The sequence below is a fragment of the Pseudoalteromonas sp. DY56-GL22 genome (assembly GCF_041414715.1).
GTDB lineage: Bacteria > Pseudomonadota > Gammaproteobacteria > Enterobacterales > Alteromonadaceae > Pseudoalteromonas > Pseudoalteromonas simplex.
Window position 1 is genome coordinate 17914 of sequence record NZ_JANHZR010000011.1, and the last position, 22272, is coordinate 40185.

The following is a 22272-nucleotide window of genomic DNA, read 5'->3' on the forward strand; positions in this document are numbered from 1 at the left end:
GAATAAAAATAAAACGATAAAAATTGAGTCTGTCGGATAACTTTTTCTAATCCTAAAGTCTTTTATTAACATGGAGTTAAGTTTTTAAATACACATTGCGCTGCATGCTTATGCAATTGTGTTTGCGTTGAAGTATAAGTAAATAAAGGTTTTTAGCTTTTGGTGTTTTTATTTATGCGTTTTTAGAGTGAGAAAGTGACTAATTATTCAGATTAATATAATTTGAACGAGCGTGGTGTTTTTGCCATGTAAGAAAAGAAGTAACCGTTGATGTTGATAATAATAAAGCCAAGTGACAAAAAAAATCATAAAAACAGTGTTGATTGGCTACTAAAAGAATGTAAAAAAAGACAGATTGAGCCTGAATTGTATTTAACCACAGGCAAGTTTGAGAATGATTGCGCTGATATTGCGCATTTGGCTAAAAACCAGAGTCAAGTTGTGGTGATTGGTGGTGATGGGACGCTGCATTTAGCCGTTAATGCATTAATGTCGAGTCGCTGTTCTATCGCGTTAATTCCAGCAGGCACAGGAAATGATTTTGCGCGTGGCTTTACGTGTAAAAAACAGGCTTGGTATGAGGCTGTTTTTAATAGCCGTACAGAATTAATCGATGTTGGACAAATCAATCAGCGCTATTTTATTAATGTGGCGGGAATAGGGTTTGACGCTGAAGTCGTGACGCAACTAAATAAAGCCGGAAGTTTCAGCTCGTTTGGCTACACTTGGCAGGGCATCAAACAGCTATTTTCATTTCGGGCACGCTCACTTAAGGGGGAGTTTAATGGTAAAGCACTCAACTACAGTAATTTAGCGACGATTTTTGCTAATCATCATTACTTTGGTGGTGGCTTAAAAATTGCCCCTCGGGCAAAGTTAAATGATGGTCAGCTTGATTGCTACTGCATGCCAGCTGGCGGTTTATTGAAAAACCTGATCAGCTTTTTGTATTTACTGCTCGTAAAGCATCATAGTTTGCACGCGCTGGAATATACCCAGTTAACGACTGCCGAGATCACCACGAAAGGACTGGCTATAGAAGCCGATGGTGAGCTCGTTGGTTTTACTCCGGCTAAAGTTAAGATTCACAAACAAGCACTTCGTTTTCATGTGCCATAAAAAAGCGCCGGCAAAATTTGCCAGCGCTTGGTGTTAGAGGCGACATAGTCACTTCTAACTGGGGACGGAGCTTTTTTGCTGCAGATTACGTGCAGCAAAAAATGCTTTAATTTGTCGAGTTGGAGTCAGCACGATAGCATTACCGAATAACACTAGGCTAAAACCCATAAAGGTATTTGCTTGCCATTCAAACCCTTCAAATAAAGTACTTAAGACCACTGCAACCAGTGGGAATAATACGATTACATAGCTTGCTCGCTCAGGGCCGATATTTTTAAGTAGCGCGAAGTAACAAGCAAATGCGATTACGGTACCAAATACTGCTAAATAGAAGAGCGATACCCAATAGCTGGTTGGGGCATTCAATGTCAGCTCAACGTTGCTTACTAAAACATAAGCTGCTAGCCCTAAAGCGCTGTATAACATACCCCAGGCATTGCCTTGAAGTACGCCAATATTACGCTGAGAGTTTCGAACACTGACCATATTCCCCAATGAAGCCACAAAGGTCCCAGACAGCGCAAGTAGTAACCCGACCAACGCACCATTACTCAAGTCGAATTGCTGAATTTGTGGCCAAAACAAGCTGGCAATACCCATTACACCGAGTAAAGCACCAAAGTAAATTCGTTTCGCAATTGGTTTTGCGAAGAACAAGCGGGTGTTAATAATGTTCATTAATAGCAACATCGAAAAGGCAATTGAGGCCATTGCTGAGGTGAGATAGTTCTGCGCCCAATACAGCACTAAATAATTTAAACCAAAGTTAAATAAAGCCAATAATGCAAAAAATCCGTGATCGCGCAGTGAATATTGCATAGGGAGTTTTTTTACCAGCACAAAGGCCCACATTAAAATGGCTGCAATGGCAAAGCGATAAAATAAAGAGACCTCAACAGCAACATCACCCAGTTGAAACTCAATAGCTAGCCAAGTCGATCCCCAGATCAGTACTGTAGCAAGGTAGAGAGCGGCGCTTTTCATAGTTAGTACCCAAAAATTGAAAGTATGTTCATTTTAATCCTCTTCTGTATACTTAACATATACAGAAAACTAGAAATGCAACCTATACAGTTTGGTGGGCTATGTCACAAGTTATCAGTCGTAGTAACAGTGAGTTCTTATATCAACAAGTTATTCAGCTAGTTAGAGATCTTTGCTTGCAAGGTTCGTTATTACCGGGTGAAAAGTTACCTTCGCTCAGAAAAATGGCAGACAAGCTCAACATCAGTATTCCTACTGTAAAGCAAGCGTATCAATTACTTGAAGGGCAAGGGCTGATCGAAGCCAGAGAAAAGTCAGGGTACTTTTTAAAGTCATCACAGTTAAATCAGTCTCGACCAAAGCGAGTTAGGCTCAGTCGAGAGCCTACCACAGTCAATAAGCAAGGCTTGATTGAGCAAGTCTACAGCGCTATCCACAAAGCTAATGTGGTGCCATTTGGTATCGCCAACCCTGTGGCTGCTGCACCGACAGATAAAGCACTGGCACGAACAATGCGCCGAGTCATGACATTAGCTGGCGCATCGGCAATTAATTACGGGCCGATGGATGGCTTTGCGCCACTTAAAAAACAACTCATTCATCGCTATCTGGACTTTGGTATTGGGGTTGATAGCGATGAATTAGTGATCACCAATGGTGCTCAAGAGGCGCTGGCGATTGCCCTTAAGTGTGTCGCTAAACCCGGTGATGTTATTGCTATCGAGTCGCCTTGTTATTTTGGCATTATCGAGTTAATTGAAAGCTTAGGTTTAAAGGCACTGGAAATACCGCTGTGTCCTGATGAAGGAATATGGTTAGATGACTTGGCTCAAGCACTCGATGAACATGATATAAAAGCCTGTGTGTTTTCTACCTCATTAAATAATCCTGTTGGCAGCTTTATGCCTGATGCCAAGCGTGAGCAATTAGTGGCACTTTTAGAGCAGCGCGACGTGGTACTTATTGAGGATGATGTATATGGCGACTTACATTTTACAGCAAAGCGTGCGACGCCTGCACAGGCCTATTCAAAAAAGGGCTTAGTGATCACCTGCGCGTCGTTTTCAAAAACAGCCGCACCTAGTTACCGCATTGGTTGGATCATTGCCGGTAAGTTTGCAGAACAAGCAAGGCGACACAAACGCGCGCTTAGTTGCTCTGCGCCACTTATAAACCAGTGGACCTTGTATGAGTTTATAGCCAGCGGTGAGTACGACCGTAACATTCGTTTGCTTAGACAGCGCTTAAGTACCAACAAAGAAAGAATGATTTGGTGCCTGCAGCAATATATGCCAAATTGTGCGCGTATAAGTAACCCGCAAGGGGGCTGTGTTATCTGGGTTGACCTTGGTAGCCAATATGATGCGGTAAAGTTATTCCATTTGGCACTTGAGGCGGGGATCAGTATTACTCCAGGGTTGATATTCTCAGCGGGTAAAAAATACCGTAGCTGTTTTCGTTTAAGTTATGGCTTGCCTTGGTCTGAAAATTTAGAGCAGGCGATTAAAACGTTATCGCAACTGACTGTGCTGGCCAAAAAATAAAAAAGCGCAGAGCAAGCTCTGCGCGAAAGGACCAAGTGTTTTGGTTCAGGGATGTTAATTCATTACTCTGCGTTCTGTTTGAAAGTAAATAGTTGATACTCTTTTAGCTCTGGTACTAGCACCACTAACTCTTGCTCTTTATGAGCGATATCAGCAAAGCTGCCGCATAATGCATCTGCACGTTCTTCAAGTTGAGCTGCCTGTGTTTCTACGCGTGCTTCGATTTGTGCGCCCATGTTTTCCATACGTTGTTCAAATTCATCCATGTCGCCACCTGAACCTAAAAGCTCAGAACCTAGCGCAATTAAAATACTGCCCATCGATTGCATCATGGCTGACTCGACAGCCGATTCAATTTGCTCATCGAATTGGTCTTCAAAGTTTTGGCCAAATTTTTCGAAATTTTGCTGACCCATGGTAAACACACCTTGCTGATAGAAGGCGTTTTGCACTTCTACACTGATATCGTCCATTAATTCTGAAATGTCGTTTAGGCCATCAATATTGAAAGCATTTGATACTTCTTCAATTGCTACGCCTGCTATTTTTACGCCATCAAGTGCGATATTGGCGACTTCAGGAAGTTGGCTGCGTAAGCTGTCTGAGTAATCTGCAATTGCTTGCTGTTGTGAAGCATCAAGCGATACGCCTTGACCATCGATATATAAAGTGTGCTGATCGATGATTTTCATAGTGCGATTATCGGCTGTGTATACTTCTAACTCGCTTGGTGTGATGCGTACATCATTTATAAATTCAACATCACACTGCTCACCGCTGAATGAAATATTTGTATCATTATCGTTATGAGCCATTGCGCTGGTAGCGATAAATAAAGAACTTACTAACAATAACTTTTTCATTTTTTTCTTTCCTGTTTGAAATGACACAAATACATAATCAAATTGAATGCCATAATTTATAAGTTCAATTAATTCAATGGTTTGATGTGTTTTTATGATTTTTTGAAAATTGCGGTCAATAATTTTTTAACCACTTTTTAGTCAAATTAACTAAAAAATACACATGCATAAATGACTCTTATCGAAACGATAAAAAACTCTCACTTTTCAGAAATCAAATTTAGCGCTATTTATTCACAATATTGACATATGACCTATTTAGCATGGGTGTATGGCTTTATTTTGGTGGTTTTTTAGATACTAAATTACTACTGAGCTTTTTAATCTTTGCCAATTCATCGAGCAAATTTTAATCTCAAGAATTGGTCTCAAACACTTTATGGAGTGGGTTGTGGGTAAGACATTTAGTTATGACGCGCTAGATGACGATTTTGTTGAAGACGAGTACGAAATGGTCGGGCGTAATCAACACGACAAGAAAAAGCAACGCGTTAAGAAGAAGTTGGAAGACTATCTTGAACAAAAACGCTTGCGTAGAAACTTAGGCGATGACGACTTTGACGAGTACTTGAACGACTAAGCATAAATTTAGATAAAGAGGCAATTTGCCTCTTTATTGCTTTTAGACTTTGTTATTTGCCCAGTGCAGCTGCGATGTCTGATTCGAGCTGTTCAGGCTTTGTGAGTGGCGCATATCGCTTAATTGCTTTGCCATCTTTACCAATTAAAAATTTGGTGAAGTTCCATTTTATTTTGCGGGTGATAAACCCCGGTAACTCTGATTTTAGGTATCTAAAAACAGGGTGAGCATGTTCGCCATTCACATCGACTTTGCTCATCATTAAAAAGCTAACGCCGTAGTTAATGAGGCAGCCTTCTTTAATTTCCTTCGCGTCCCCAGGCTCTTGTTTACCAAATTGGTTACAAGGAAAACCAATTATTACTAAGCCTTGCTCATGATACTTTTCATGCAGTGCTTGTAAGCCTTCATATTGTGGAGTGAAGCCACATTTACTTGCAGTGTTTACAACAAGTACGACCTTGTTTTCAAAATCAGAAAAGTCAACGGATTGGCCTTGTAGGCTGGTAGCTGAGAGTTGGTGAAATTCGCTCATAGTGATAACTTTTTATTATTGTTGCATTGATTCTAACTTGCTTGGCATTTTTCTAAAAGGGTAAATTTTAATCAGCGGCTTTTCTTACTTGGGGATAAGCATCGCAGCTAACTTAAAATTATAAATAATCCCATTCCTGCCAGTGTTGTATAGTATATGTTATGTGTTTTATAGGCCACGATAACAGACACAACAGCAGCACTTAGGTAAGGATTTTGCCAATCTAGATTTATCCCTTCGTCATTAATAAACACAATGGGCACCCAAATTGCGGTGAGTACGGCAGGGGCGCTAAAACTTAAAAATTGCTGCATTTTCGGGCCAACTTTAAATGGTAATGCGCGGTGTAAAAATAAGTAACGTGTGAAGAAGGTGATACACGCCATTAATAAAATGGTGATCATCATTGTGTATGCTCCTCTTTTGCTTGCCAGCGACTAATTAGATAACCCACTGTCATAGCGATAAGAGCCGCGGTGACAAGCCAAAGTTGAAAGCCCTGACTTTTTAATAGCGTTGCAACAACGCCTGCGGTGATCACAGTAGCCAGTGTTGCAAAGTTCTTTACACCCGGAATAACTAAAGCAATAAACGTGGCAGCGATGGCAAAATCAAGACCTAGGTGTGTTAAATCGGGAAGGAGGCTTCCTGCGACAATACCTAGCAAGGTCCAGATATTCCATGCAATATAAAAACTAAAACCGGCACTGAGTGCATAAATAAGGCGTACTTTCGTTCGGTACGCTTTGCGATGGTGCGAAAAAGCAAATAATTCATCGGTTAGTACAAAACTCACTGGCAGTCGCCAACGAAAGGGTTGATCTATGACTTTGTGGCGAATAGCTAAACCATATAAAAAGTGCCGTGAGCTAATAATGAGTGTGGTAAATAAAATAGTTAAAAGCGGCGTATTGCCGGCCATTAATTCAATCGCAACGAGCTGTGCTGAACCTGCAAATACCAACAACGACATAGCTTGTGTTTCTAGGGCACTGAAGCCATTTTGAACTGCTAACGAGCCACATAAAATTCCCCAAGGTAACACCGCAAGGCATAAGGGGAGCATGTCGAAAAAACCTTTTAGTAAGGCTCTTATTGTTGATTTATGCATCTTATCGCTCATGTTTGTTGTTATGGCTCAGATCAAAACAGCTGAAATAGAGGTGTGTCAAAATAACTGAAGTTTGCAATAATGTATAGCCGAGCCTGTTGCTGAAATCATTAGCATCTTTTAAAGGGAAAGTTACAATGTCAAAAGTTAAAGTATGGGATGGCTTTATAAGAAGCTTCCATTGGTTATTAGTTGCCGCCATCGCAACCCTCTATTTTAGTGCTGAAGAAGGTATGTTGGAGCTGCATTTTACTGCAGGCTACTTCACTCTAGCGCTTATTATTACACGTCTTGTTTGGGGCATTATTGGTAGTAAAACGGCAAAGCTCTCTGCACTTATTCACTCTCCTGTTGCTGCAATTAAGTCATTTACAAGCAATGAACATAAAGCGGGTCATGGCGCGGCGGGTAGTTATATGGTGATAGCCTTTTTTGCGCTACTCATCGTACAGTTAACCTCTGGCTTAATGACCAGTGACGATATTTTAACGGATGGCCCGCTGGTGGCGCATGTATCCTCAGATACCGTAGAGTTTGCCGGTTGGCTCCATCATTTAAACTTTGACATCTTGTTGTATGCCATTGTGTTGCATGTATTAGCGATTGTGATTTACCGCATTAAGGGAAAAAACTTAGTGAAACCTATGCTAACGGGTAATAGTGAGCAAGTTGCGGTTACTGAGCCTGTTACTAAATCACCGTTGATAGCTTTTGTTATTTTTGCAGTGTGCTTAGTGGTGCTATTTACGACTTGGGGTGCTGAGCCGCTCAGCTATTTGCTTGGCTAGGTAATCTAATACCAATCCGCAATAATACTTAATCATTTTGAGGGATAAAACCTGTCGCTACCTGCGTTAAAAATTTCTGATTTAGAACAAACTAAATAACGAAATTTTTGCCTTGCTATCAACGAGGTTCTATTGCCTCAAAATAGACCACTTAATTAAGCGAATTGGTATAAGACATTAAAAAAGGCGCTAATAAGCGCCTTTTTAGTTTAAATTTTTAACTAGTCTTTGAAAGACTTATGGCAATCTTTACAGCCTTTAGCCCAAGCGCCAAATGCTTTGCCGATTACTTTCTTATCGCCACTTTGCGCTGCAACTGCTAGCTCATCAGCATATTGTTGGAAAGCAACTGCTTTTTTCATAAAGGTTTCGTTGTCGCTCCATACAGCTGCAAGCGCAGATGTATCACCCTTATCAGAACCCGCTACGAAAGCTTCCCAAGGCATTTTAGATAATGCCGCTGCATTGTTAGCACGCTTTTGAAAACGTTCTGCATCAAAAGGTACTTTCCCTTTTAGCATATCGCCCATGTCACCAATTTGTACGCGGATCATTGAAAATGCTGCCTGACGATACTCGATTGCATCGCTTGGCTCTTCAAATACAGAATTTGCTGAAGCGCCTAGTGCCATTGTTGAAAGCATTGCACCCACTACTAATTGTTTTAATTTCATTCCTTTTGCCCCTTAAGATGTCATAAAAGTAAACTAACTGAGTTTTATCTTAGCTCAATATAATATTCAAGTGTATTGCGGTTAATCTTAACTTAAGTTTAATTTAATCATTTATATCAATATCAGCGAAGATCATGCCGCGGCGCATGCTTCTTGTTGCTAAGAAAACCTCGCATAGTAAAGATAAAAATCCACATATCAAAAGCGCCATAGCAGCCACAAAGCAGCTAGCAATTGTCACGCTCAAGTTGATAGATTGAATATGCGATAAAAATAGACACATAACCACAGCACATACTAATAAAGCACTGAGTACACTTAGACTAAATGCAATATGGATGCAGCGAGAGCGTTTCAACAGTGCCCTTAGCTCCGTTGTTAATGACTTATTGAAGTCTTCATCCGTACTGACTTTAAGCTTGCGTTCTAACTGCCGCGCTCGATCGGTAATACGCGCCAAGCGGTTGGAAAGCACGCCTAACGTTGCTGCAATACCGGTAATTAAAAAGACGGGTGCAACAGCCGTTTGAATCACCTTTGCCATGGTAAGAATGTTGATAACTTCTGAATTCATTTTCAATACTCTATTTACTAAAACTCAACACACTGTTCATTTACAAACGTTTACAACTCTAGCTTGCATCTTTAAATCATTTTAAAACAATGCGTTACTTAAACTTGGCGTTCTTTGTTTTAGCTGAATGTAATTCTTATGTAACAGAAATGTTGTTCTTGCTAGGGTTTCCGTTTTATATTGGTTCTGAAACTTTGTTTCAATCACTATTTAGACGATAACATAACATATCCCAGGGGAACCCATGTCTAAAAATCTAATAAAAAGAACTGCAGTTGCTTTGGCTGTAACCAGTGCAATGTGCGCTAGTGCACAAGCCAATGACTTTTCTAAATATAATCTTGCCGGCAAAAAATTAATCCAATCGAGCGCGGTAACTAAAAAAGAACAAAAAGCTCATCGCGAAGCTACAAGCTGGTTAATTAAGTTAAATGCTCCAGCATCAGTTAATGCTAAAACAATGGGCGCGGATGTAGCGTCAATTCAAGCGCAAGCAAAAGTAGCGCAAGCAAGCGTAGAACAAGCTATTAATAGCATGGATTTACCAGTACAAGTTGTTGCTAAAACATCAACATTAGTAAGTTCAATCGTAGTGAATGGTAACAAGCAAGATGTTGCTAAGTTACTATCGAATTCTCAAGTTGAGGGCATTTACCCAGTATACGATTATGAGTTGCATGTTGCTGACAGCGCTGACTATATTGAAGCAACGCCTTTAGTTTCTAATGGTTTAGCAACAGGTGAAGGTGTTCGCGTTGCTGTGCTTGATACAGGTATTGACTACACTCACACTGCTTTTGGCGGTGCGGGTACAGATGAAGCATATGCTGCAGCGATTGCTGACCCTGCTTCTGTAGATTGGCCACAAGGTAAGGTATTAGGCGGCTACGACTTTATTAATGATGATGCTGACCCTATCGATGTGACAACTAACCACGGTACACACGTTTCTCACTCTGTTAACGGTATCGCGCCAAACGTAGATTTATTCGTTTACTCTGTGTGTAATAGTGGCTGTCCAGGTCTTGCGCAATTATTAGCACTTGAAAGCGCAATGGATCCGAATGGTGACGGTGATATGAGCGACCGTGTTGACGTTGTAAATATGTCACTTGGTGGCGATTACGGTGATATTGCCAACGATGCTGTAGGCCTATTTATCAACCAAGCGGTTAAGCTTGGCACAAACGTTGTTATCTCTGCTGGTAATGACGGTGCATACCCGTTCATCGTTGGTGGTCCAAGTACAACTGAAAACGCTCTTTCAGTAGGTGCTATGACTCACCCTACAGGTGAAGAATCAGTTGGTAGTGGTACAGTTAATGGTGAAGAAGCGATTGTGCAACCAGCCAGCTTTGGTCCACAGATGGCATTTAGCTACACTAATGAAAACTTGGAACTTGTGTACCCAGATGCAAATCAAACGGCTTGTGAAGCGTTTGCTGACGACGTAGATTTTACAGGTAAAGGCGTTATCATCGACCGTGGTGCATGTGCATTTACAGTTAAAGTATTAGCAGCACAAGCTAAAGGCGCAGAGTTTGTTATTATTGCAAACAATAATGACGATGGCACGCCAGCACCTATGGGCGGTTCAGATCCAACTGTTACTATCCCTTCTGTAGGCGTAACGTTTGCAGCTGGTACAGCTCTAAAAGCGGGCGGTACGTTTAACCTAACAGTTGAGCGTCTTGTTATGTCTGGCGCGATTGCTGATTTCACATCGCGTGGTCCTTCAATGGGCGGGCTGTTAAAACCAGAGATTACAGCACCAGGTGTAAACATCATGACTGCTCATCCTGGTCTTGGTGATGGTCTTACTGGCGCAACAGGTACTTCATTCTCGGGCCCAATTACTGCTGGTGCGGTGAGCTTATTAAAAGAAGCGCTGCCAGAGCGTAACGCGTTTGAAATTAAAGCGACGTTAATGAACACGGCAAACCTAAATGTAACTATGGAGCCGTTAGCGATTAACCCAGACGCTGAGCTTGCACCAATTAGTTATATCGGTGCGGGTCTTGTTGATGTAAACAAAGCGGCTAACTTACCAGTTGCTGCATGGGCTGCAGATACTAAACAAGCTGCTCTTTCGTTTGGTTTAGTAAACGCATCAGAAACCGTTGAGCTTACTAAAACAGTTCAAGTTAAGAACTTCTCTAACGAAGATCAAGTGTATACACTTTCTCTTGAGCAGCGTTATGCAGATGATGTTGAGCGTGGTTCATTCTCACTTGACTACCCAGAGTCAATTACAGTGCCAGCAGGTCAAACAATGTCATTTGACGTGACAGCGACGATTGATCCTGCAACTTTACCTGAGTGGATTTTAACTGAGGAAAATATTGGTTCTCAAGATGCTACGGCTGACTTAACTAACCTAGAGCTTGATGGTGCGCTAATTTTCTCTGATGGCAGCGATGAAGCATTCCACCTTGTTTATCACGTATTACCAAAAGCAAATGCGGCAATGAGCTTCATGCCAGTTGTGACTGATAACGGCGTTGCACATGAAGTAACAAACACAGGTGCGGTAGCACTTGATCCTGTATTTGCTCCTACAGTAATGACTGATGATATTGATGAAGACCAACGTTTTGACTTAGTAGGCGCATCAATCGAAACATTTGCTGTATCAGCTGAAATTTGTGAAAGCGGTTATGTAACACTTACTACATTAGTGCTAAACGAGGGAATTACTCACTCTTACGTGGGTGGTTTCATGGCTGACTTCGATATGGACCAAGATGGTGTTTACGATGTTACAGTACAAAATGGTAAGTTAGAGTGGTTCTACGATGTTGAGCCGGGCACTGCAATTACCTTTACTCACGGCTATGGTAGTGCTTCTGGTTTCTTAGATAATTATTACCAAATTATCGGTAACAACCACCTCACAATGCAAAGCTGTATTGAAGCATTTGGCCTAACAGCCGATGACATTGGTCGAGCAACTGTAGATGTTCGTTTCCGTACAGAAGAAGAAACATGGACACCAATTGCAACTGAAGAAGGTGATGTTGCAATGGGTACTTACACATTCACAGATGCATCAAGTGATGTATATGCAATGTTTGTAGATGAAGCTGGTGAAGCTGTTAGCTCAATTGAACCAGGTGCTTCAGCTACTTTATACAATGCAGGTGAAGACTTCATGATTCTTTCTGACTCGGGTTCTAAAGCGTATGCTGCAACACCTGAATCAGACTCGAATACTCCACCAGTTGTTGTTGATACTGAGTTCTCTGTTGATGAAAACACTGAAAACGGTACGGTAATTGGTACGCTAGAAGCAACTTATGGTGCTGATTTAGCAAGTCCTGTTACAGAGTTCATTGTAATTAGCTCAAGTTCAACAGCTATTTCAGTAACATCTTCAGGTGATGTTGTAGTTATGAATCAAGACGTACTTGATTATGACGCTGGTTTAACATCAATTGAACTAGAAGTTGTTGCAACTGACAGATCAGGTAATGTTTCAGAGTCTGCGATGGTAACTGTTACAGTTAACAACCTAGCAGATGAAGCGTCTGAGCAACCAGTTGTAGTTGAAGAGCCGAAGAAAAAATCTTCTTCAGGTTCACTAGCGTGGTTAACATTACTTGCTGCACCGTTCGCATTCATGCGTCGTCGTAAGCAAAAGTAATTATTTGAAAAATAAGTGATAAAAGGGAGCTTCGGCTCCCTTTTTACATTGCTTCACAAAGGCTACTTATAAATTCACGGTTAATTACTTATATTAGGGACTTAATAATAAAAATTAATTTAGGATCCCTATGAAAGTTGGCCACTCACTTTGTCTCGCGGCACTCTCTTTAGCTATTTTAACTGCCTGTAATAAAGCTCCTGATGACTCAAATGAAAAAGATACAATAAAACAATCGGGTGCAACTGAGTCGATTCAAATAGCAGCTCCCGTTGCTAAAAAAATACCTCATGAAATGACCATTCATGGTGACACACGTATCGATAACTACTACTGGATGCGTGATGATGAGCGCAAAGATGCCGCTGTTATTGCTCATTTAAATGCTGAAAATGCGTATGTTGAAAGCAGATTGGCGCATACTCAAACGCTACAAAACACCCTTTTCGAAGAGCTTAAAGGGCGTATTGAAAAGGATGACGATACCGTACCGACAAAAAAAGGGGATTATTATTATTTCTCACAAACGCGTGGTGATGATGAATATCCGGTTTATGTGCGTAGCCAAGATAGTCAAGGAGAGGGTAAGCAAGTTATTTTAAATGTAAATGAGCTTGCTAAAAATCATGATTACTTTGCTGTCACCGGTTTAGCTGTGAGTCCAAATGGCAATTTACTTGCTTACGGTGAAGATACAGTTAGTCGTCGCATTTACACAATTAAAGTTAAAGATTTAACCACAGGTAAAATGCTCACAGAGAGCCTTGAAGGCACGGAAGGTGATGTCGTGTGGGCTAATGACAACAAAACCTTTTACTACATCAAAAAAGACCTACAAACGCTGTTAGGCTACCAAGTATATCGCCATACGCTAGGCACCCCGCAAGCCGACGACGAACTCGTTTACGAAGAGAAAAACACCAGTTACTACACCGGTATCTACAAGAGTAAAGACCAACAAGAAATCTATATTAGTCATGGCAGCACCAGTGCTTCGGGTGTCTCGGTTATTGATGCTAATGATGTCAAAGCAATGCCAAAACGTTTTATTGAACGTGAAGCTGGGCTTGAATATGATATTCAAAAATTAGGTGATTGGTATTACATCGTTACCAATTTAAATGCGGTTAACTTCCAACTGATGAAAGTGCACCGCGATAAGGCTCATGATAAAACCAATTGGCAAACGGTTATTGCTGGTCGCGATAAGGTTAAGTTTGAGGGTATTGAGTTATTTAACAATCACTTGGTTTATGAAGAACGTGAAATGGGGCAAACCCGTATCACTATTCGTGACCTTCGCAACCAACAAGAGCAAATAGTTGCGTTTAATGATCCAACGTATATGGTTTTTAGATATGGTAATAGTGAGTTAGATAACCCTAATTTACGTGTTTACTATTCAAGTATGACAACCCCAGGTAGTAGCTACGATATCAACCTCGAAAGTGGCGAAAAAACACTGCTTAAACAGCGTACAGTATTGGGTGATTTCAACCCGAGCAATTACACATCTGAACGCATATATGTAACTGCGCGAGATGGTGTTGATGTTCCAGTGAGCCTTGTTTATCGAAAAGATAAGTTTAAAAAAGATGGCTCTAATCCGCTTATGCAATATGGCTATGGTTCGTATGGTGCGACCATGGATCCAAGCTTTTCTAGTTCACGATTAAGCTTACTCGATCGTGGTTTTGTATTTGCAATTGCACATATCCGTGGCTCGCAGATGTTGGGTCGTCCTTGGTACGAAGACGGCAAGTTACTTCATAAACAAAACACCTTTAATGACTTTGTTGATGTGACTAAATCATTGGCTGCTCAAAAATATGCAGATAAAGATAATGTTTTTGCCATGGGTGGCAGTGCGGGTGGCTTACTAATGGGGGCTGTTGTAAATCAAGCGCCTGAACTTTATAAAGGAGTGATTGCGGCAGTGCCTTTTGTTGATGTGGTCACGACTATGCTAGATGACAGCTTACCACTAACAACAAATGAGTATGACGAGTGGGGTAACCCGAACGATAAAGTCTATTACGATTATATGCTGTCGTATTCGCCGTACGACCAAGTTAAGAAACAGGCTTACCCAAATATGTTAGTCACCACCGGCTTGCATGACTCTCAAGTTCAGTATTTTGAGCCAGCAAAATGGGTTGCTAAGCTGCGTGAATATAAAACCGATGATAACCTATTGCTTTTTAAAACTGACATGGAAGCAGGTCATGGCGGTGCTTCTGGGCGCTTTAAGAGCTTACAAGACACCGCTTTATATTATGCATTTATGCTAGATTTAGCGGGTATCGAAAAATAATAACAACGCAGGCATCCGTGATTAAACGGGTGCCTGCATTGCTAAATTAAAACGAAACTCACTGCCTTTTCCCAAGGTACTGCTGACGTTTATTTCACTATCCATTAGGGTGAGCAATTGCTTGCAAATAGCCAGTCCTAAGCCTGTTGAGCCTCGTTTTATGCTATTACGGGCCTGATAATGAGGTTCAAAAATAGCATTGAGTTCATCCTCATGAATACCAACCCCAGTATCAGATACTGCCACGTATAACTGATCACTTTGTTGGCTAACCTTGACGGCAATTTCACCGCCACTTGGGGTGTGTCGAATAGCATTCTCAATTAAGTTTGTTAGTACCCGCTCTAATTTTGCAATGTCTGTCGTCACGGTAAAGTCGCAAATTTCTGGGATAACCCTGAGTGAAATTCCTGCGGATTGTGCTGTGAGTGCAAGCTTTGCCACGCAATCATAAATCAACTCGCCTAAATTAAAGGTCTCTGATTGAATTTTTACTTGGCCGCACTCTAAATTAGCAAGTTCAAAAATTTGTTCGATCAGATGTTTTAATTGCTGGCAGTTATCCATTGCAAGGTTGAGGTAATGACGTTGCTCAGGTTCGTTTAAGTGGCTATCCGGTTTATTGATCACCTCAAGAAAGCCGTGCAGTGAAGATAGCGGCGTACGTAAATCATGTGATAAATGCGTAAGTAACTCACGGCGTTGTTTATCGGCTTGCTGTAATGACTGAAACTGCTCATCAATACGTGCGAGCATGGCATTGACGCCTTTGCTTAAATTGCCAATTTCATCATCAGCAGTGTAGCTAGAGTCCAATGACATTTTGGTTAGGCTGTAGTTAGCCGCTTCTATTTTATTAAGCTCTTTATTGAGTTTTTTGAGCGGTAAGGTGAAAAAACGAAATAACAGCAACATCGCAATAAATAGCGCAACTAAGGCGGCTATAAACCACATTGCGGCAAGCCAAAGGTTATCATTGGCTTTAATGTTTTTAAGGGTTGTATCGTAAGCTTGCCCGCCAATTATCACGTACAAATAGCCTTGCAGTTGTTGCTGATTATAAACTGGCGCGGTCGAAAATATTTTTACGCCATCCTTGCTACGCGGGTCGTCACCATAAATTGGCGTGGCAGTGGGGTTGTCGAGTAGCTGCTGTATTGGGCTTAAGTTTATTTGTTGCCTTACGACTTGCCCCGGTTTGGCTGAATATGTCAGTAAATGACCTTCTGGGTCTACAAAATAAAACTCAAAAGCCGGACCAAGTATCATCAGCGTGTGAAATAAGTTTTCTAGTGCCTTATAGTCATACACACCTTGCTGGATCAGTGGGTTATCATGCACTAAATGTTCGGCTAATTGAAGGTGCAAGTTTTGCTGAGCATGGTGTACAGAGCTTTGCTCTAGCTGCTTACTCCAATTTAAAACCAGTGCACACAACAGGCTAAAAATAAGCACCAATGACCAAGCCAATTTTTGATAAAGCGTCATTGATTTCATTAGTTTACACTCAATTGGCTAGGGTTTAATTTATAGCCTACGCCCCAGACTGTTTCGATAAAGGTTGTAGGGTGATGCTGCTCAAATTTACTGCGTAAACGGTTTATATGGGAATTAACCGTATGCTCGTAGCCGCTGTGTTGGTAACCCCACACTTGGTCTAGTAACTGTTGGCGGCTAAAAACATGGTTTGGGTGTTTAGCAAAATAGACTAGTAAATCGAATTCGGTGGCGGTTAAGTTAATTGCTTGGTCAGCTAAAAATGCTTGGTGGCTGGCAAATTCAATATGGAGTTCACCGAGTTGAATGACTGCTTGAGCGCTATCTTCATGATGTGATTGGGCTGCCATAAGTTGCGACCTATGCCGTAATTGTGTTTTTATTCGTGCTTGTAACTCTCTGGCGAAGAACGGCTTGCAAATGTAATCATCAGCGCCCATTTCCAGACCGATCACTCTGTCCATATCGCTACTGAGTGCAGTTAGTAAAATAACGGCAATGCTTGGGTAGTGCTCTTTAATTTTGCGGCATAAGCTCAAGCCATCCATTTGTGGTAGATTGATATCGAGTAGCACCAAGCCGTAACTTGAGCTGGCAAGCTTCTTTATTGCAGCTTCAGCGCTCGAAGCTTCATCAATATGTAGGTTTAGGCAGTGTAATTGTGTGCTGATAAGTTGGCGTATTGCTCTATCATCTTCGACGATTAATAACTTTTCTTGGCGCATTGCTCACTCCAAATCACAGAGGCACATCCTTATAACCTCGGTGTAAGGAGTGCGATTATTATTGCGTCCGCGTTATGGTGAACCGAGCAACTGGGTTATCAAACTTATGCTGACTGGTGAGCACTGAGTTTGTCAGGCCATCATTTTGGCTGACCACACCTGGGTGCATTGCAACACGGTCAATATCGTCGCGCATTTCGTTGTAACCTTCGCCAGAATCAGCAGGGCCGGGGATTGTCCCAGCTGCTTCAGAGTTAGCTTCGGTGCCTGCATCATAGGCAAAACTAGTACGTGACAGTGACTCATTTACCGCTAACGAAGACACGTCTATAGCATTAAGACCGGTAAACGCGTCATTTGTATTCACCAACATGGTCGCTAAGCTGATTTTTAATTCATCAAGCTGCTCAGTACTCAGCATTAAAGTGACTTGCTCACCAGGAAGAAGTGGGCTTTCAGCTGAGCTTGAATTCATATTAAAATCAGCCGCTAATAATTCACTGTTATCTCCTCCTTCAGCCATTAATTCGAGGGCAGCTGAGGCTGGTTCGCCTATTTGCCAAAGCATACCCTCAGTGTGAGCAATGGCTGCAATCGGTGATAAAGGTTGGGCATTGGTTAAGTTTGTAACATGTACGGTAAATTCATAGCTCATAGCGGGCGTTACAGGATCTGTTACTTCCACCTCGTTATTATCTGAATCCCCACAGGCCGCAAGGCCGGCACTTAATGCGAGGATAATTAAGCTTTTTGAAAAGCGCATGATAACCTCCTATTTAACCGTAACTGTTAGCAACGCAACTGGGTTTAGCCATCTGTGCACGGTGTTATCAAGGTCACTCATACCTGCCTCTAAATCGTCGTCACCTAAATTACCCGGATGAATATGCACCATCATATTTGTTTCGCTGCTGGTGAGGCCGCTGCCATTCATTCCTGCATTGCCACCCGGTGCGGCTGGAATACCTGGCGTGCCCGGCATGCCTGAACCCTCAACAACAAGCTCATCATTAGCTTCGGTGCCTGCATCATAGGCATTGAGATAAACAGTGTAGGTGCCAGCTTCTGTTGGGATCATCCAACTATCTAAACCCACAAAGCCATCATTGGTAGGCAGCAGCATGGCTGTGAGCGATAAGTAATTATTGCCATCGCTGGTAGATAAGCTCGCCATCGTTGAACTTGCTGGCGCCAATAGGCCTTCAGCTGGGTTAGCAACCATGTCACTGTTTGCAGCTGTGGCTTCACTCATTAATGGCTCGAGATTACCACCCTCAGCCATTGTCTGTAGGGCTGTAGAAGCAGGCATAGCAACGCTAAAGAGCTTACTGTCACTGTTGTGAGCCGTAATGAGAATAGGGGTAAAGTGTAAACCTTGCGTGAGGTTAGTCAGTTTTATATCAAGCTCAGCTGCTTGGCTTGCAAGGCTAGTTACTGCGCATGCAGCGAACAAAGTTAAAGGTAAAGCTTTCATGTGAGATTCCTGTTTTTGATGATTCAAAATCAGTATCGAATAGCAATATCCAAAAACCTTCACGAAGTTATCACATTTTTATCACAGCATTGATTACAGCCTTTTTTGCTGGTTGAGAGTTTTAAATTTAATCAATTTAGCTAGGGTAAAATGCTATTAAGGTTTATAGTAAAGAGACAAATAGACCCATAACAAGGAATTTAAAATGGATGATAATCAAAAAGTTGAAATAATTGTGGCAGATAAAGACCAGCGCACTTGGGCAATGTTTTGTCACTTAAGTGCCTTAGCTGGTTTACTTTTTCCGTTTGGCTCAGTGATTGGGCCTTTGATTGTTTGGCTTGTAAAAAAAGAAGAAATGCCGCTCGTTGCTGAGCATGGTCGCAAGTCATTAAACTTTCAATTAACCATGATGATTGCTTACATTGTCTGCTTTATGCTGATGTTTGTTGTCGTTGGTGTCATTTTGCTGCCATTGGTTGCGCTATTCTCATTGATTATGGTGGTAGTATCGGCGATTAAAGCCAACGATGGTAAAGAAGTTAAATATCCAATGGCAATAGAATTTATAAAGTAAACTAATTGCCATATACTAAAAGCTCAGCCATTTGCTGAGCTTTTTTATGTGATGTTTATGGCCTACTTATCGTTATTTTTCAGCGCATTTATTGCAGCTACCCTATTACCTAGCTCTTCAGAATTAGTGATGACCGCTATGATAGCCAGTGGTGACTATTTAATTTGGCTATTATGGTTAAGTGCAACCGTGGGCAATGTGCTTGGGAGCTGTGTTAATTATTGGCTGGGCACGCAAGTCATGCGATTTAAAGACCGTAAATGGTTTCCCGTTTCACAAAAGTCGATAGACAAAGCCGAACAGCAATTTAATAAGTACGGTATTTACAGTTTGCTGTTTGCTTGGCTGCCTATTGTCGGCGACCCGTTAACGGTTGTTGGCGGAATTTTTAGGGTTAAGTTTTCAATCTTTTTGTTACTCGTGACCCTAGGCAAAGGCGCACGTTATTTAGCTGTGCTTGCCTTTGCAGTAGGGCTTGATAAATTCTTATTCTAGCTTTTTTGCCAATCAAGAGTCAGTGATACTGAATCTGCAAAGCGCAGCGCGTGCGGTTTATCAACGCGCACTTTGGCATAGTGAACACTTTGATGCTGGTGGCAAATTGATAAAATCTCAGCAACCAATTTTTCTAACAGCAAAAAGTGGCCTTCCTCTACAAGGCTGATCACTTCTTTGGTGATAGTCTTGTAGTTTAGCGCTTTATCAACCGCATCAGTTTCACAGGCTTGATCTGCAGGGTAGTGGATTTCTAAGTTAATCACTACATCTTGTTTTTTCTCACGTTCCTCAGGATTAAAACCAATAAAGGTTCGTAGCCTGAGGTTAGTGACATTAATAATTGCGTTGGCCATCATTACCCTCTAACTAGTTGTAAAAACTCGTTACGGGTTTTTGGATCGGCTCTGAAGTTACCTAACATAACTGATGTACGCATGCTTGAATTTTGTTTTTCAACGCCGCGCATCATCATACACATGTGTTTTGCTTCAACGATTACGCCAACACCTTTCGCACCAGTTACTTCTTCAACCGCTTTAGCAATTTGATGAGTTAATTGTTCTTGAATTTGAAAACGACGCGCATACATATCAACAATTCGCGCAAACTTAGATAAACCAAGTACTTTGCCATTAGGAATATAAGCAATATGACAGCGGCCAACAAACGGTAATAAGTGATGTTCACACATAGAGTAAAGCTCAATGTCTTGGATTAATACCATATCATCGGCGTCTGAAGTGAATACCGCATTGTTGGTGATCTCGTCTAACGTTTGACGATAACCTTTAGTCAGGTACTCCATTGCTTTTGCAGCGCGCTTTGGTGTGTCGAGTAATCCTTCACGAGCAGGATCTTCACCTACTGCGGTAATTATTTGTTGGTAACTGTTTTTTAAATCATCGTGCATAGCTTTCTCAGTAATTCGTTATTTTAAATGTCTGCCACCATCAACAGGCATAGAACGACCTGTAATGTAGTGACTGCTTAGTAATAGTTCTACGCTGTTAATAATCTCGGCGCAGCCGGGCTCAATGCCCATTAGCGATTTCTTTAATGTTTTAGCTTTGTATTCGTCGCTATCGTGTTCGTTAAAAATAATTAACGAAGGGGCGATAGCATTCACTTTAATGTCTGGTGCAAATTTAGCGGCAAACGACTTGGTTAAATTATCAAGCGCCGCTTTGCTTGCTGCATAAGCAAGGTGCTTAGGACTGCCTTTTTCAACAACATAGTCAGTTAAATGAATAATATCTGCGGCTTGGCCACTGTTTTGTTGATAATGCAGTAGCAAGTCAGAGGCTGCTAAATTAATTAAATAGGGCGCTTTGGCATGAATACGCATCATGTTATCAAATAGGTCAGCGTAATCGTGATTATTTGCTTCGCAATCCCAGCTAGATGCATTATGAATAATTGCCTTGAGCTGGTTGGTATGCGCTTTTAATTCTTCAATAAAGTGCCCGATAGCTTGGTCACTATTAAAATCTGCATGGATACAAATAGCGCCTTTGCCTGCAAGCACATCAATTGCTGCATGGCGGGTACGATAAGTGACTATGATTTCTTGCCCTTTCGATAATAAGTGCTCGGCCAGAGCGAGTCCAATACGTTGGCCTGCGCCGGTAATTAAGATGGGCGATGACATAAGCTAATATAAAACCTTAGATTTTTGATTTGAAATATAATGTATTTACTGTAACAACTATAAACCAAATTACAGAACTATTTCATCTTTACTGCAATCATGTTGCTAACTTTTACGTCAGGCATGATGCTCCAGATCATTTTGTGAAGCTGATAATCAGTGATTGAAGGTTCTGAATATTGCTAAGGGGGGCGGGAGGGGTAGAAAAGGGCAATTATTATTGCCCTCGCAATGTTTAAACTACCCTTAAAGCTCGTCGTAAACGGTTGGGATTGCTTGGCGTTTATGTTGAGTACGTAAGTAAATTGCTGTTAGCTTTTCTTCGACTTCATTGCTGACGTCTTTACCTTCTAAGAAATCATCAATTTGATCGTAAGTGAGGCCTAGCGCTTCTTCGTCAGTCAGACCTGGGCGATCACACTCTAAATCGGCCGTTGGGGCTTTATTTACCAGTACTGCTGGTGCTCCCAAATGCTCAGCAAGTGCACGAACTTGACGCTTTGATAAACCAAATAACGGCGCTAAATCACATGCACCGTCACCAAACTTGGTGTAAAAACCCGTGATGTTTTCAGCACTGTGATCGGTACCAACCACTAAGCCTTGGCAGAAACCAGCAATTTCATACTGCGCAACCATGCGCTGGCGTGCCTTCACATTGCCTTTGATAAAGTCAATTTTAGCTTGCTCTGGTAATTCAGCACCACCACCAACAACCGCGGCCATTGCTTGTTCATGCATGCCATCGACAGCCGCTTTAATGTTAACCGTCATACGCTTGCTTGGCTTAATAAAATCAACAGCCATTTGTGCTTCATCTTCATCTGCTTGAACACCATAAGGTAAGCGAACTGCAATAAATTGATATTTGTTGGTGTTGAGTTCTTGGTTTAATTCATCAACCGCTAATTGGCATAAGCGGCCACAGGTTGATGAGTCAACACCGCCACTGATCCCTAATACAAGTGAGCGAGAGTGCGCAGCAGTAAGTCGGCTTTTAAGAAAGTTAACGCGACGGGTAATTTCCGCTTTTACATCAATAGTTGGTTGGACTTTCATTTCCGCCAGAATGTCGGCACGCATGGTAGAGCTCCTATTTTTCGTTGTGGTTGTCAGCGTTTTTT

At 41.6% G+C, this 22272-nt stretch carries 23 protein-coding genes; 8 read left to right on the top strand and 15 right to left on the bottom strand.

Annotated elements, in window-relative coordinates; translation table 11 throughout:
• Positions 1 to 270: 270 nt before the first annotated feature.
• On the top strand, positions 271 to 1119 hold the full coding sequence (locus tag NO991_RS18425; RefSeq protein WP_371352273.1) for a diacylglycerol kinase family protein: 849 nt from the start codon (positions 271 to 273) through the stop codon (positions 1117 to 1119).
• A 54-nt stretch (positions 1120 to 1173) separates the two neighbouring features.
• On the opposite strand, the gene NO991_RS18430 is transcribed toward NO991_RS18425, so the two are convergent.
• On the bottom strand, positions 1174 to 2103 hold the full coding sequence (locus NO991_RS18430) for a DMT family transporter (RefSeq protein WP_166341400.1): 930 nt from the start codon (positions 2101 to 2103) through the stop codon (positions 1174 to 1176).
• 101 nt (positions 2104 to 2204) lie between these two features.
• On the opposite strand from NO991_RS18430, the gene NO991_RS18435 reads away from it, so the two are divergent.
• On the top strand, positions 2205 to 3647 hold the full coding sequence (locus tag NO991_RS18435; RefSeq protein ID WP_063700597.1) for a PLP-dependent aminotransferase family protein: 1443 nt from the start codon (positions 2205 to 2207) through the stop codon (positions 3645 to 3647).
• A 62-nt stretch (positions 3648 to 3709) separates the two neighbouring features.
• On the opposite strand, the gene NO991_RS18440 is transcribed toward NO991_RS18435, so the two are convergent.
• Positions 3710 to 4510, bottom strand: a complete 801-nt coding sequence (locus NO991_RS18440) for a YggN family protein (RefSeq protein ID WP_371352274.1) — start codon at positions 4508 to 4510, stop codon at positions 3710 to 3712.
• A gap of 391 nt (positions 4511 to 4901) precedes the next feature.
• On the opposite strand from NO991_RS18440, the gene NO991_RS18445 reads away from it, so the two are divergent.
• A complete protein-coding gene (locus NO991_RS18445) occupies positions 4902 to 5090 on the top strand; it encodes a PA3496 family putative envelope integrity protein (protein ID WP_082389337.1) in 189 nt (62 codons plus the stop codon).
• Between the two features lie 52 nt (positions 5091 to 5142).
• On the opposite strand, the gene NO991_RS18450 is transcribed toward NO991_RS18445, so the two are convergent.
• The 3 genes from NO991_RS18450 to NO991_RS18460 all read right to left on the bottom strand — a co-directional run bounded on the left by NO991_RS18450 (position 5143) and on the right by NO991_RS18460 (position 6736).
• A complete protein-coding gene (locus NO991_RS18450) occupies positions 5143 to 5625 on the bottom strand; it encodes a glutathione peroxidase (RefSeq protein WP_054554624.1) in 483 nt (160 codons plus the stop codon).
• Positions 5626 to 5732: 107 nt separating this feature from the next.
• Complete coding sequence (locus tag NO991_RS18455) at positions 5733 to 6032, bottom strand: AzlD domain-containing protein (protein WP_063529256.1); 300 nt, start codon at positions 6030 to 6032, stop codon at positions 5733 to 5735.
• Entirely contained in the window at positions 6029 to 6736 is a 708-nt protein-coding gene (locus NO991_RS18460) for an AzlC family ABC transporter permease (RefSeq protein WP_054554684.1), read from the bottom strand. The genes NO991_RS18455 and NO991_RS18460 overlap by 4 nt, the downstream gene beginning before the upstream one ends.
• A gap of 137 nt (positions 6737 to 6873) precedes the next feature.
• Here NO991_RS18460 and NO991_RS18465 point away from each other — a divergent pair, with 137 nt between their 5' ends.
• Positions 6874 to 7524: a cytochrome b/b6 domain-containing protein gene (locus tag NO991_RS18465; protein WP_054554626.1), complete on the top strand. Its 651-nt coding sequence runs from the start codon at positions 6874 to 6876 to the stop codon at positions 7522 to 7524.
• 221 nt (positions 7525 to 7745) lie between these two features.
• Here the strand turns inward: NO991_RS18465 and NO991_RS18470 are convergent, their stop codons facing one another.
• A complete protein-coding gene (locus NO991_RS18470; RefSeq protein WP_054554627.1) occupies positions 7746 to 8198 on the bottom strand; it encodes a cytochrome c in 453 nt (150 codons plus the stop codon).
• A gap of 103 nt (positions 8199 to 8301) precedes the next feature.
• Complete coding sequence (locus tag NO991_RS18475) at positions 8302 to 8772, bottom strand: DUF2721 domain-containing protein (RefSeq protein WP_054554628.1); 471 nt, start codon at positions 8770 to 8772, stop codon at positions 8302 to 8304.
• Between the two features lie 244 nt (positions 8773 to 9016).
• Between NO991_RS18475 and NO991_RS18480 the strand changes: the two genes are divergently transcribed.
• Together NO991_RS18480 and NO991_RS18485 are read left to right on the top strand one after the other, a co-directional pair.
• Positions 9017 to 12415 (top strand): S8 family serine peptidase, encoded by a 3399-nt coding sequence (locus NO991_RS18480; protein WP_300544450.1) that lies wholly within the window; start codon positions 9017 to 9019, stop codon positions 12413 to 12415.
• Between the two features lie 130 nt (positions 12416 to 12545).
• Positions 12546 to 14729, top strand: a complete 2184-nt coding sequence (locus NO991_RS18485) for a S9 family peptidase (RefSeq protein ID WP_300359359.1) — start codon at positions 12546 to 12548, stop codon at positions 14727 to 14729.
• A 21-nt stretch (positions 14730 to 14750) separates the two neighbouring features.
• On the opposite strand, the gene NO991_RS18490 is transcribed toward NO991_RS18485, so the two are convergent.
• From NO991_RS18490 to NO991_RS18505, 4 genes are read right to left on the bottom strand one after another with little or no spacing between them, the layout of a single operon-like run.
• Positions 14751 to 16226 (bottom strand): HAMP domain-containing sensor histidine kinase, encoded by a 1476-nt coding sequence (locus NO991_RS18490; protein ID WP_300544447.1) that lies wholly within the window; start codon positions 16224 to 16226, stop codon positions 14751 to 14753.
• Entirely contained in the window at positions 16226 to 16951 is a 726-nt protein-coding gene (locus NO991_RS18495) for a response regulator transcription factor (RefSeq protein ID WP_138618792.1), read from the bottom strand. Before NO991_RS18495 ends, NO991_RS18490 begins: the two co-directional genes overlap by 1 nt.
• Before the next feature lie 58 nt (positions 16952 to 17009).
• On the bottom strand, positions 17010 to 17714 hold the full coding sequence (locus tag NO991_RS18500; RefSeq protein ID WP_194442853.1) for a spondin domain-containing protein: 705 nt from the start codon (positions 17712 to 17714) through the stop codon (positions 17010 to 17012).
• 9 nt (positions 17715 to 17723) lie between these two features.
• Positions 17724 to 18425 carry a spondin domain-containing protein gene (locus NO991_RS18505; protein WP_300359350.1) on the bottom strand — a complete coding sequence of 234 codons (702 nt, stop codon included), beginning with the start codon at positions 18423 to 18425 and terminating at the stop codon, positions 17724 to 17726.
• 205 nt (positions 18426 to 18630) lie between these two features.
• Between NO991_RS18505 and NO991_RS18510 the strand changes: the two genes are divergently transcribed.
• The gene (locus NO991_RS18510; RefSeq protein WP_054554635.1) at positions 18631 to 19002 is read left to right on the top strand and encodes a DUF4870 domain-containing protein; all 372 of its coding nucleotides are present in this window, start codon (positions 18631 to 18633) and stop codon (positions 19000 to 19002) included.
• Positions 19003 to 19059: 57 nt separating this feature from the next.
• Positions 19060 to 19497 carry a YqaA family protein gene (locus tag NO991_RS18515; protein WP_300359346.1) on the top strand — a complete coding sequence of 146 codons (438 nt, stop codon included), beginning with the start codon at positions 19060 to 19062 and terminating at the stop codon, positions 19495 to 19497.
• Here the strand turns inward: NO991_RS18515 and folX are convergent.
• The 4 genes from folX to nadE all read right to left on the bottom strand — a co-directional run bounded on the left by folX (position 19494) and on the right by nadE (position 22231).
• A complete protein-coding gene (folX, locus tag NO991_RS18520) occupies positions 19494 to 19853 on the bottom strand; it encodes a dihydroneopterin triphosphate 2'-epimerase (protein WP_300359366.1) in 360 nt (119 codons plus the stop codon). The genes NO991_RS18515 and folX overlap by 4 nt on opposite strands.
• Before the next feature lie 2 nt (positions 19854 to 19855).
• Positions 19856 to 20410, bottom strand: coding sequence for a GTP cyclohydrolase I FolE (gene folE, locus NO991_RS18525; RefSeq protein WP_054554638.1), 555 nt, complete (start codon positions 20408 to 20410; stop codon positions 19856 to 19858).
• A gap of 18 nt (positions 20411 to 20428) precedes the next feature.
• Positions 20429 to 21148, bottom strand: coding sequence for a dihydromonapterin reductase (gene folM, locus NO991_RS18530; RefSeq protein WP_199529874.1), 720 nt, complete (start codon positions 21146 to 21148; stop codon positions 20429 to 20431).
• Between the two features lie 246 nt (positions 21149 to 21394).
• On the bottom strand, positions 21395 to 22231 hold the full coding sequence (nadE, locus tag NO991_RS18535) for an ammonia-dependent NAD(+) synthetase (RefSeq protein ID WP_054554640.1): 837 nt from the start codon (positions 22229 to 22231) through the stop codon (positions 21395 to 21397).
• Between the last annotated feature and the right edge of the window lie 41 nt (positions 22232 to 22272).

What these genes read in the sequence shown, in the direction of transcription:
- NO991_RS18425 (WP_371352273.1), top strand. Translation starts at nt 271, where the DNA reads ATGTTGATAATAATAAAGCCAAGTGACAAAAAAAATCATAAAAACAGT.
- NO991_RS18430 (WP_166341400.1), bottom strand. Translation starts at nt 2,103, where the DNA reads ATGAAAAGCGCCGCTCTCTACCTTGCTACAGTACTGATCTGGGGATCG.
- NO991_RS18435 (WP_063700597.1), top strand. Translation starts at nt 2,205, where the DNA reads ATGTCACAAGTTATCAGTCGTAGTAACAGTGAGTTCTTATATCAACAA.
- NO991_RS18440 (WP_371352274.1), bottom strand. Translation starts at nt 4,510, where the DNA reads ATGAAAAAGTTATTGTTAGTAAGTTCTTTATTTATCGCTACCAGCGCA.
- NO991_RS18450 (WP_054554624.1), bottom strand. Translation starts at nt 5,625, where the DNA reads ATGAGCGAATTTCACCAACTCTCAGCTACCAGCCTACAAGGCCAATCC.
- NO991_RS18455 (WP_063529256.1), bottom strand. Translation starts at nt 6,032, where the DNA reads ATGATGATCACCATTTTATTAATGGCGTGTATCACCTTCTTCACACGT.
- NO991_RS18460 (WP_054554684.1), bottom strand. Translation starts at nt 6,736, where the DNA reads ATGCATAAATCAACAATAAGAGCCTTACTAAAAGGTTTTTTCGACATG.
- NO991_RS18465 (WP_054554626.1), top strand. Translation starts at nt 6,874, where the DNA reads ATGTCAAAAGTTAAAGTATGGGATGGCTTTATAAGAAGCTTCCATTGG.
- NO991_RS18470 (WP_054554627.1), bottom strand. Translation starts at nt 8,198, where the DNA reads ATGAAATTAAAACAATTAGTAGTGGGTGCAATGCTTTCAACAATGGCA.
- NO991_RS18475 (WP_054554628.1), bottom strand. Translation starts at nt 8,772, where the DNA reads ATGAATTCAGAAGTTATCAACATTCTTACCATGGCAAAGGTGATTCAA.
- NO991_RS18480 (WP_300544450.1), top strand. Translation starts at nt 9,017, where the DNA reads ATGTCTAAAAATCTAATAAAAAGAACTGCAGTTGCTTTGGCTGTAACC.
- NO991_RS18485 (WP_300359359.1), top strand. Translation starts at nt 12,546, where the DNA reads ATGAAAGTTGGCCACTCACTTTGTCTCGCGGCACTCTCTTTAGCTATT.
- NO991_RS18490 (WP_300544447.1), bottom strand. Translation starts at nt 16,226, where the DNA reads ATGAAATCAATGACGCTTTATCAAAAATTGGCTTGGTCATTGGTGCTT.
- NO991_RS18495 (WP_138618792.1), bottom strand. Translation starts at nt 16,951, where the DNA reads ATGCGCCAAGAAAAGTTATTAATCGTCGAAGATGATAGAGCAATACGC.
- NO991_RS18500 (WP_194442853.1), bottom strand. Translation starts at nt 17,714, where the DNA reads ATGCGCTTTTCAAAAAGCTTAATTATCCTCGCATTAAGTGCCGGCCTT.
- NO991_RS18505 (WP_300359350.1), bottom strand. Translation starts at nt 18,425, where the DNA reads ATGAAAGCTTTACCTTTAACTTTGTTCGCTGCATGCGCAGTAACTAGC.
- NO991_RS18510 (WP_054554635.1), top strand. Translation starts at nt 18,631, where the DNA reads ATGGATGATAATCAAAAAGTTGAAATAATTGTGGCAGATAAAGACCAG.
- NO991_RS18515 (WP_300359346.1), top strand. Translation starts at nt 19,060, where the DNA reads ATGGCCTACTTATCGTTATTTTTCAGCGCATTTATTGCAGCTACCCTA.
- folX (WP_300359366.1), bottom strand. Translation starts at nt 19,853, where the DNA reads ATGGCCAACGCAATTATTAATGTCACTAACCTCAGGCTACGAACCTTT.
- folE (WP_054554638.1), bottom strand. Translation starts at nt 20,410, where the DNA reads ATGCACGATGATTTAAAAAACAGTTACCAACAAATAATTACCGCAGTA.
- folM (WP_199529874.1), bottom strand. Translation starts at nt 21,148, where the DNA reads ATGTCATCGCCCATCTTAATTACCGGCGCAGGCCAACGTATTGGACTC.
- nadE (WP_054554640.1), bottom strand. Translation starts at nt 22,231, where the DNA reads ATGCGTGCCGACATTCTGGCGGAAATGAAAGTCCAACCAACTATTGAT.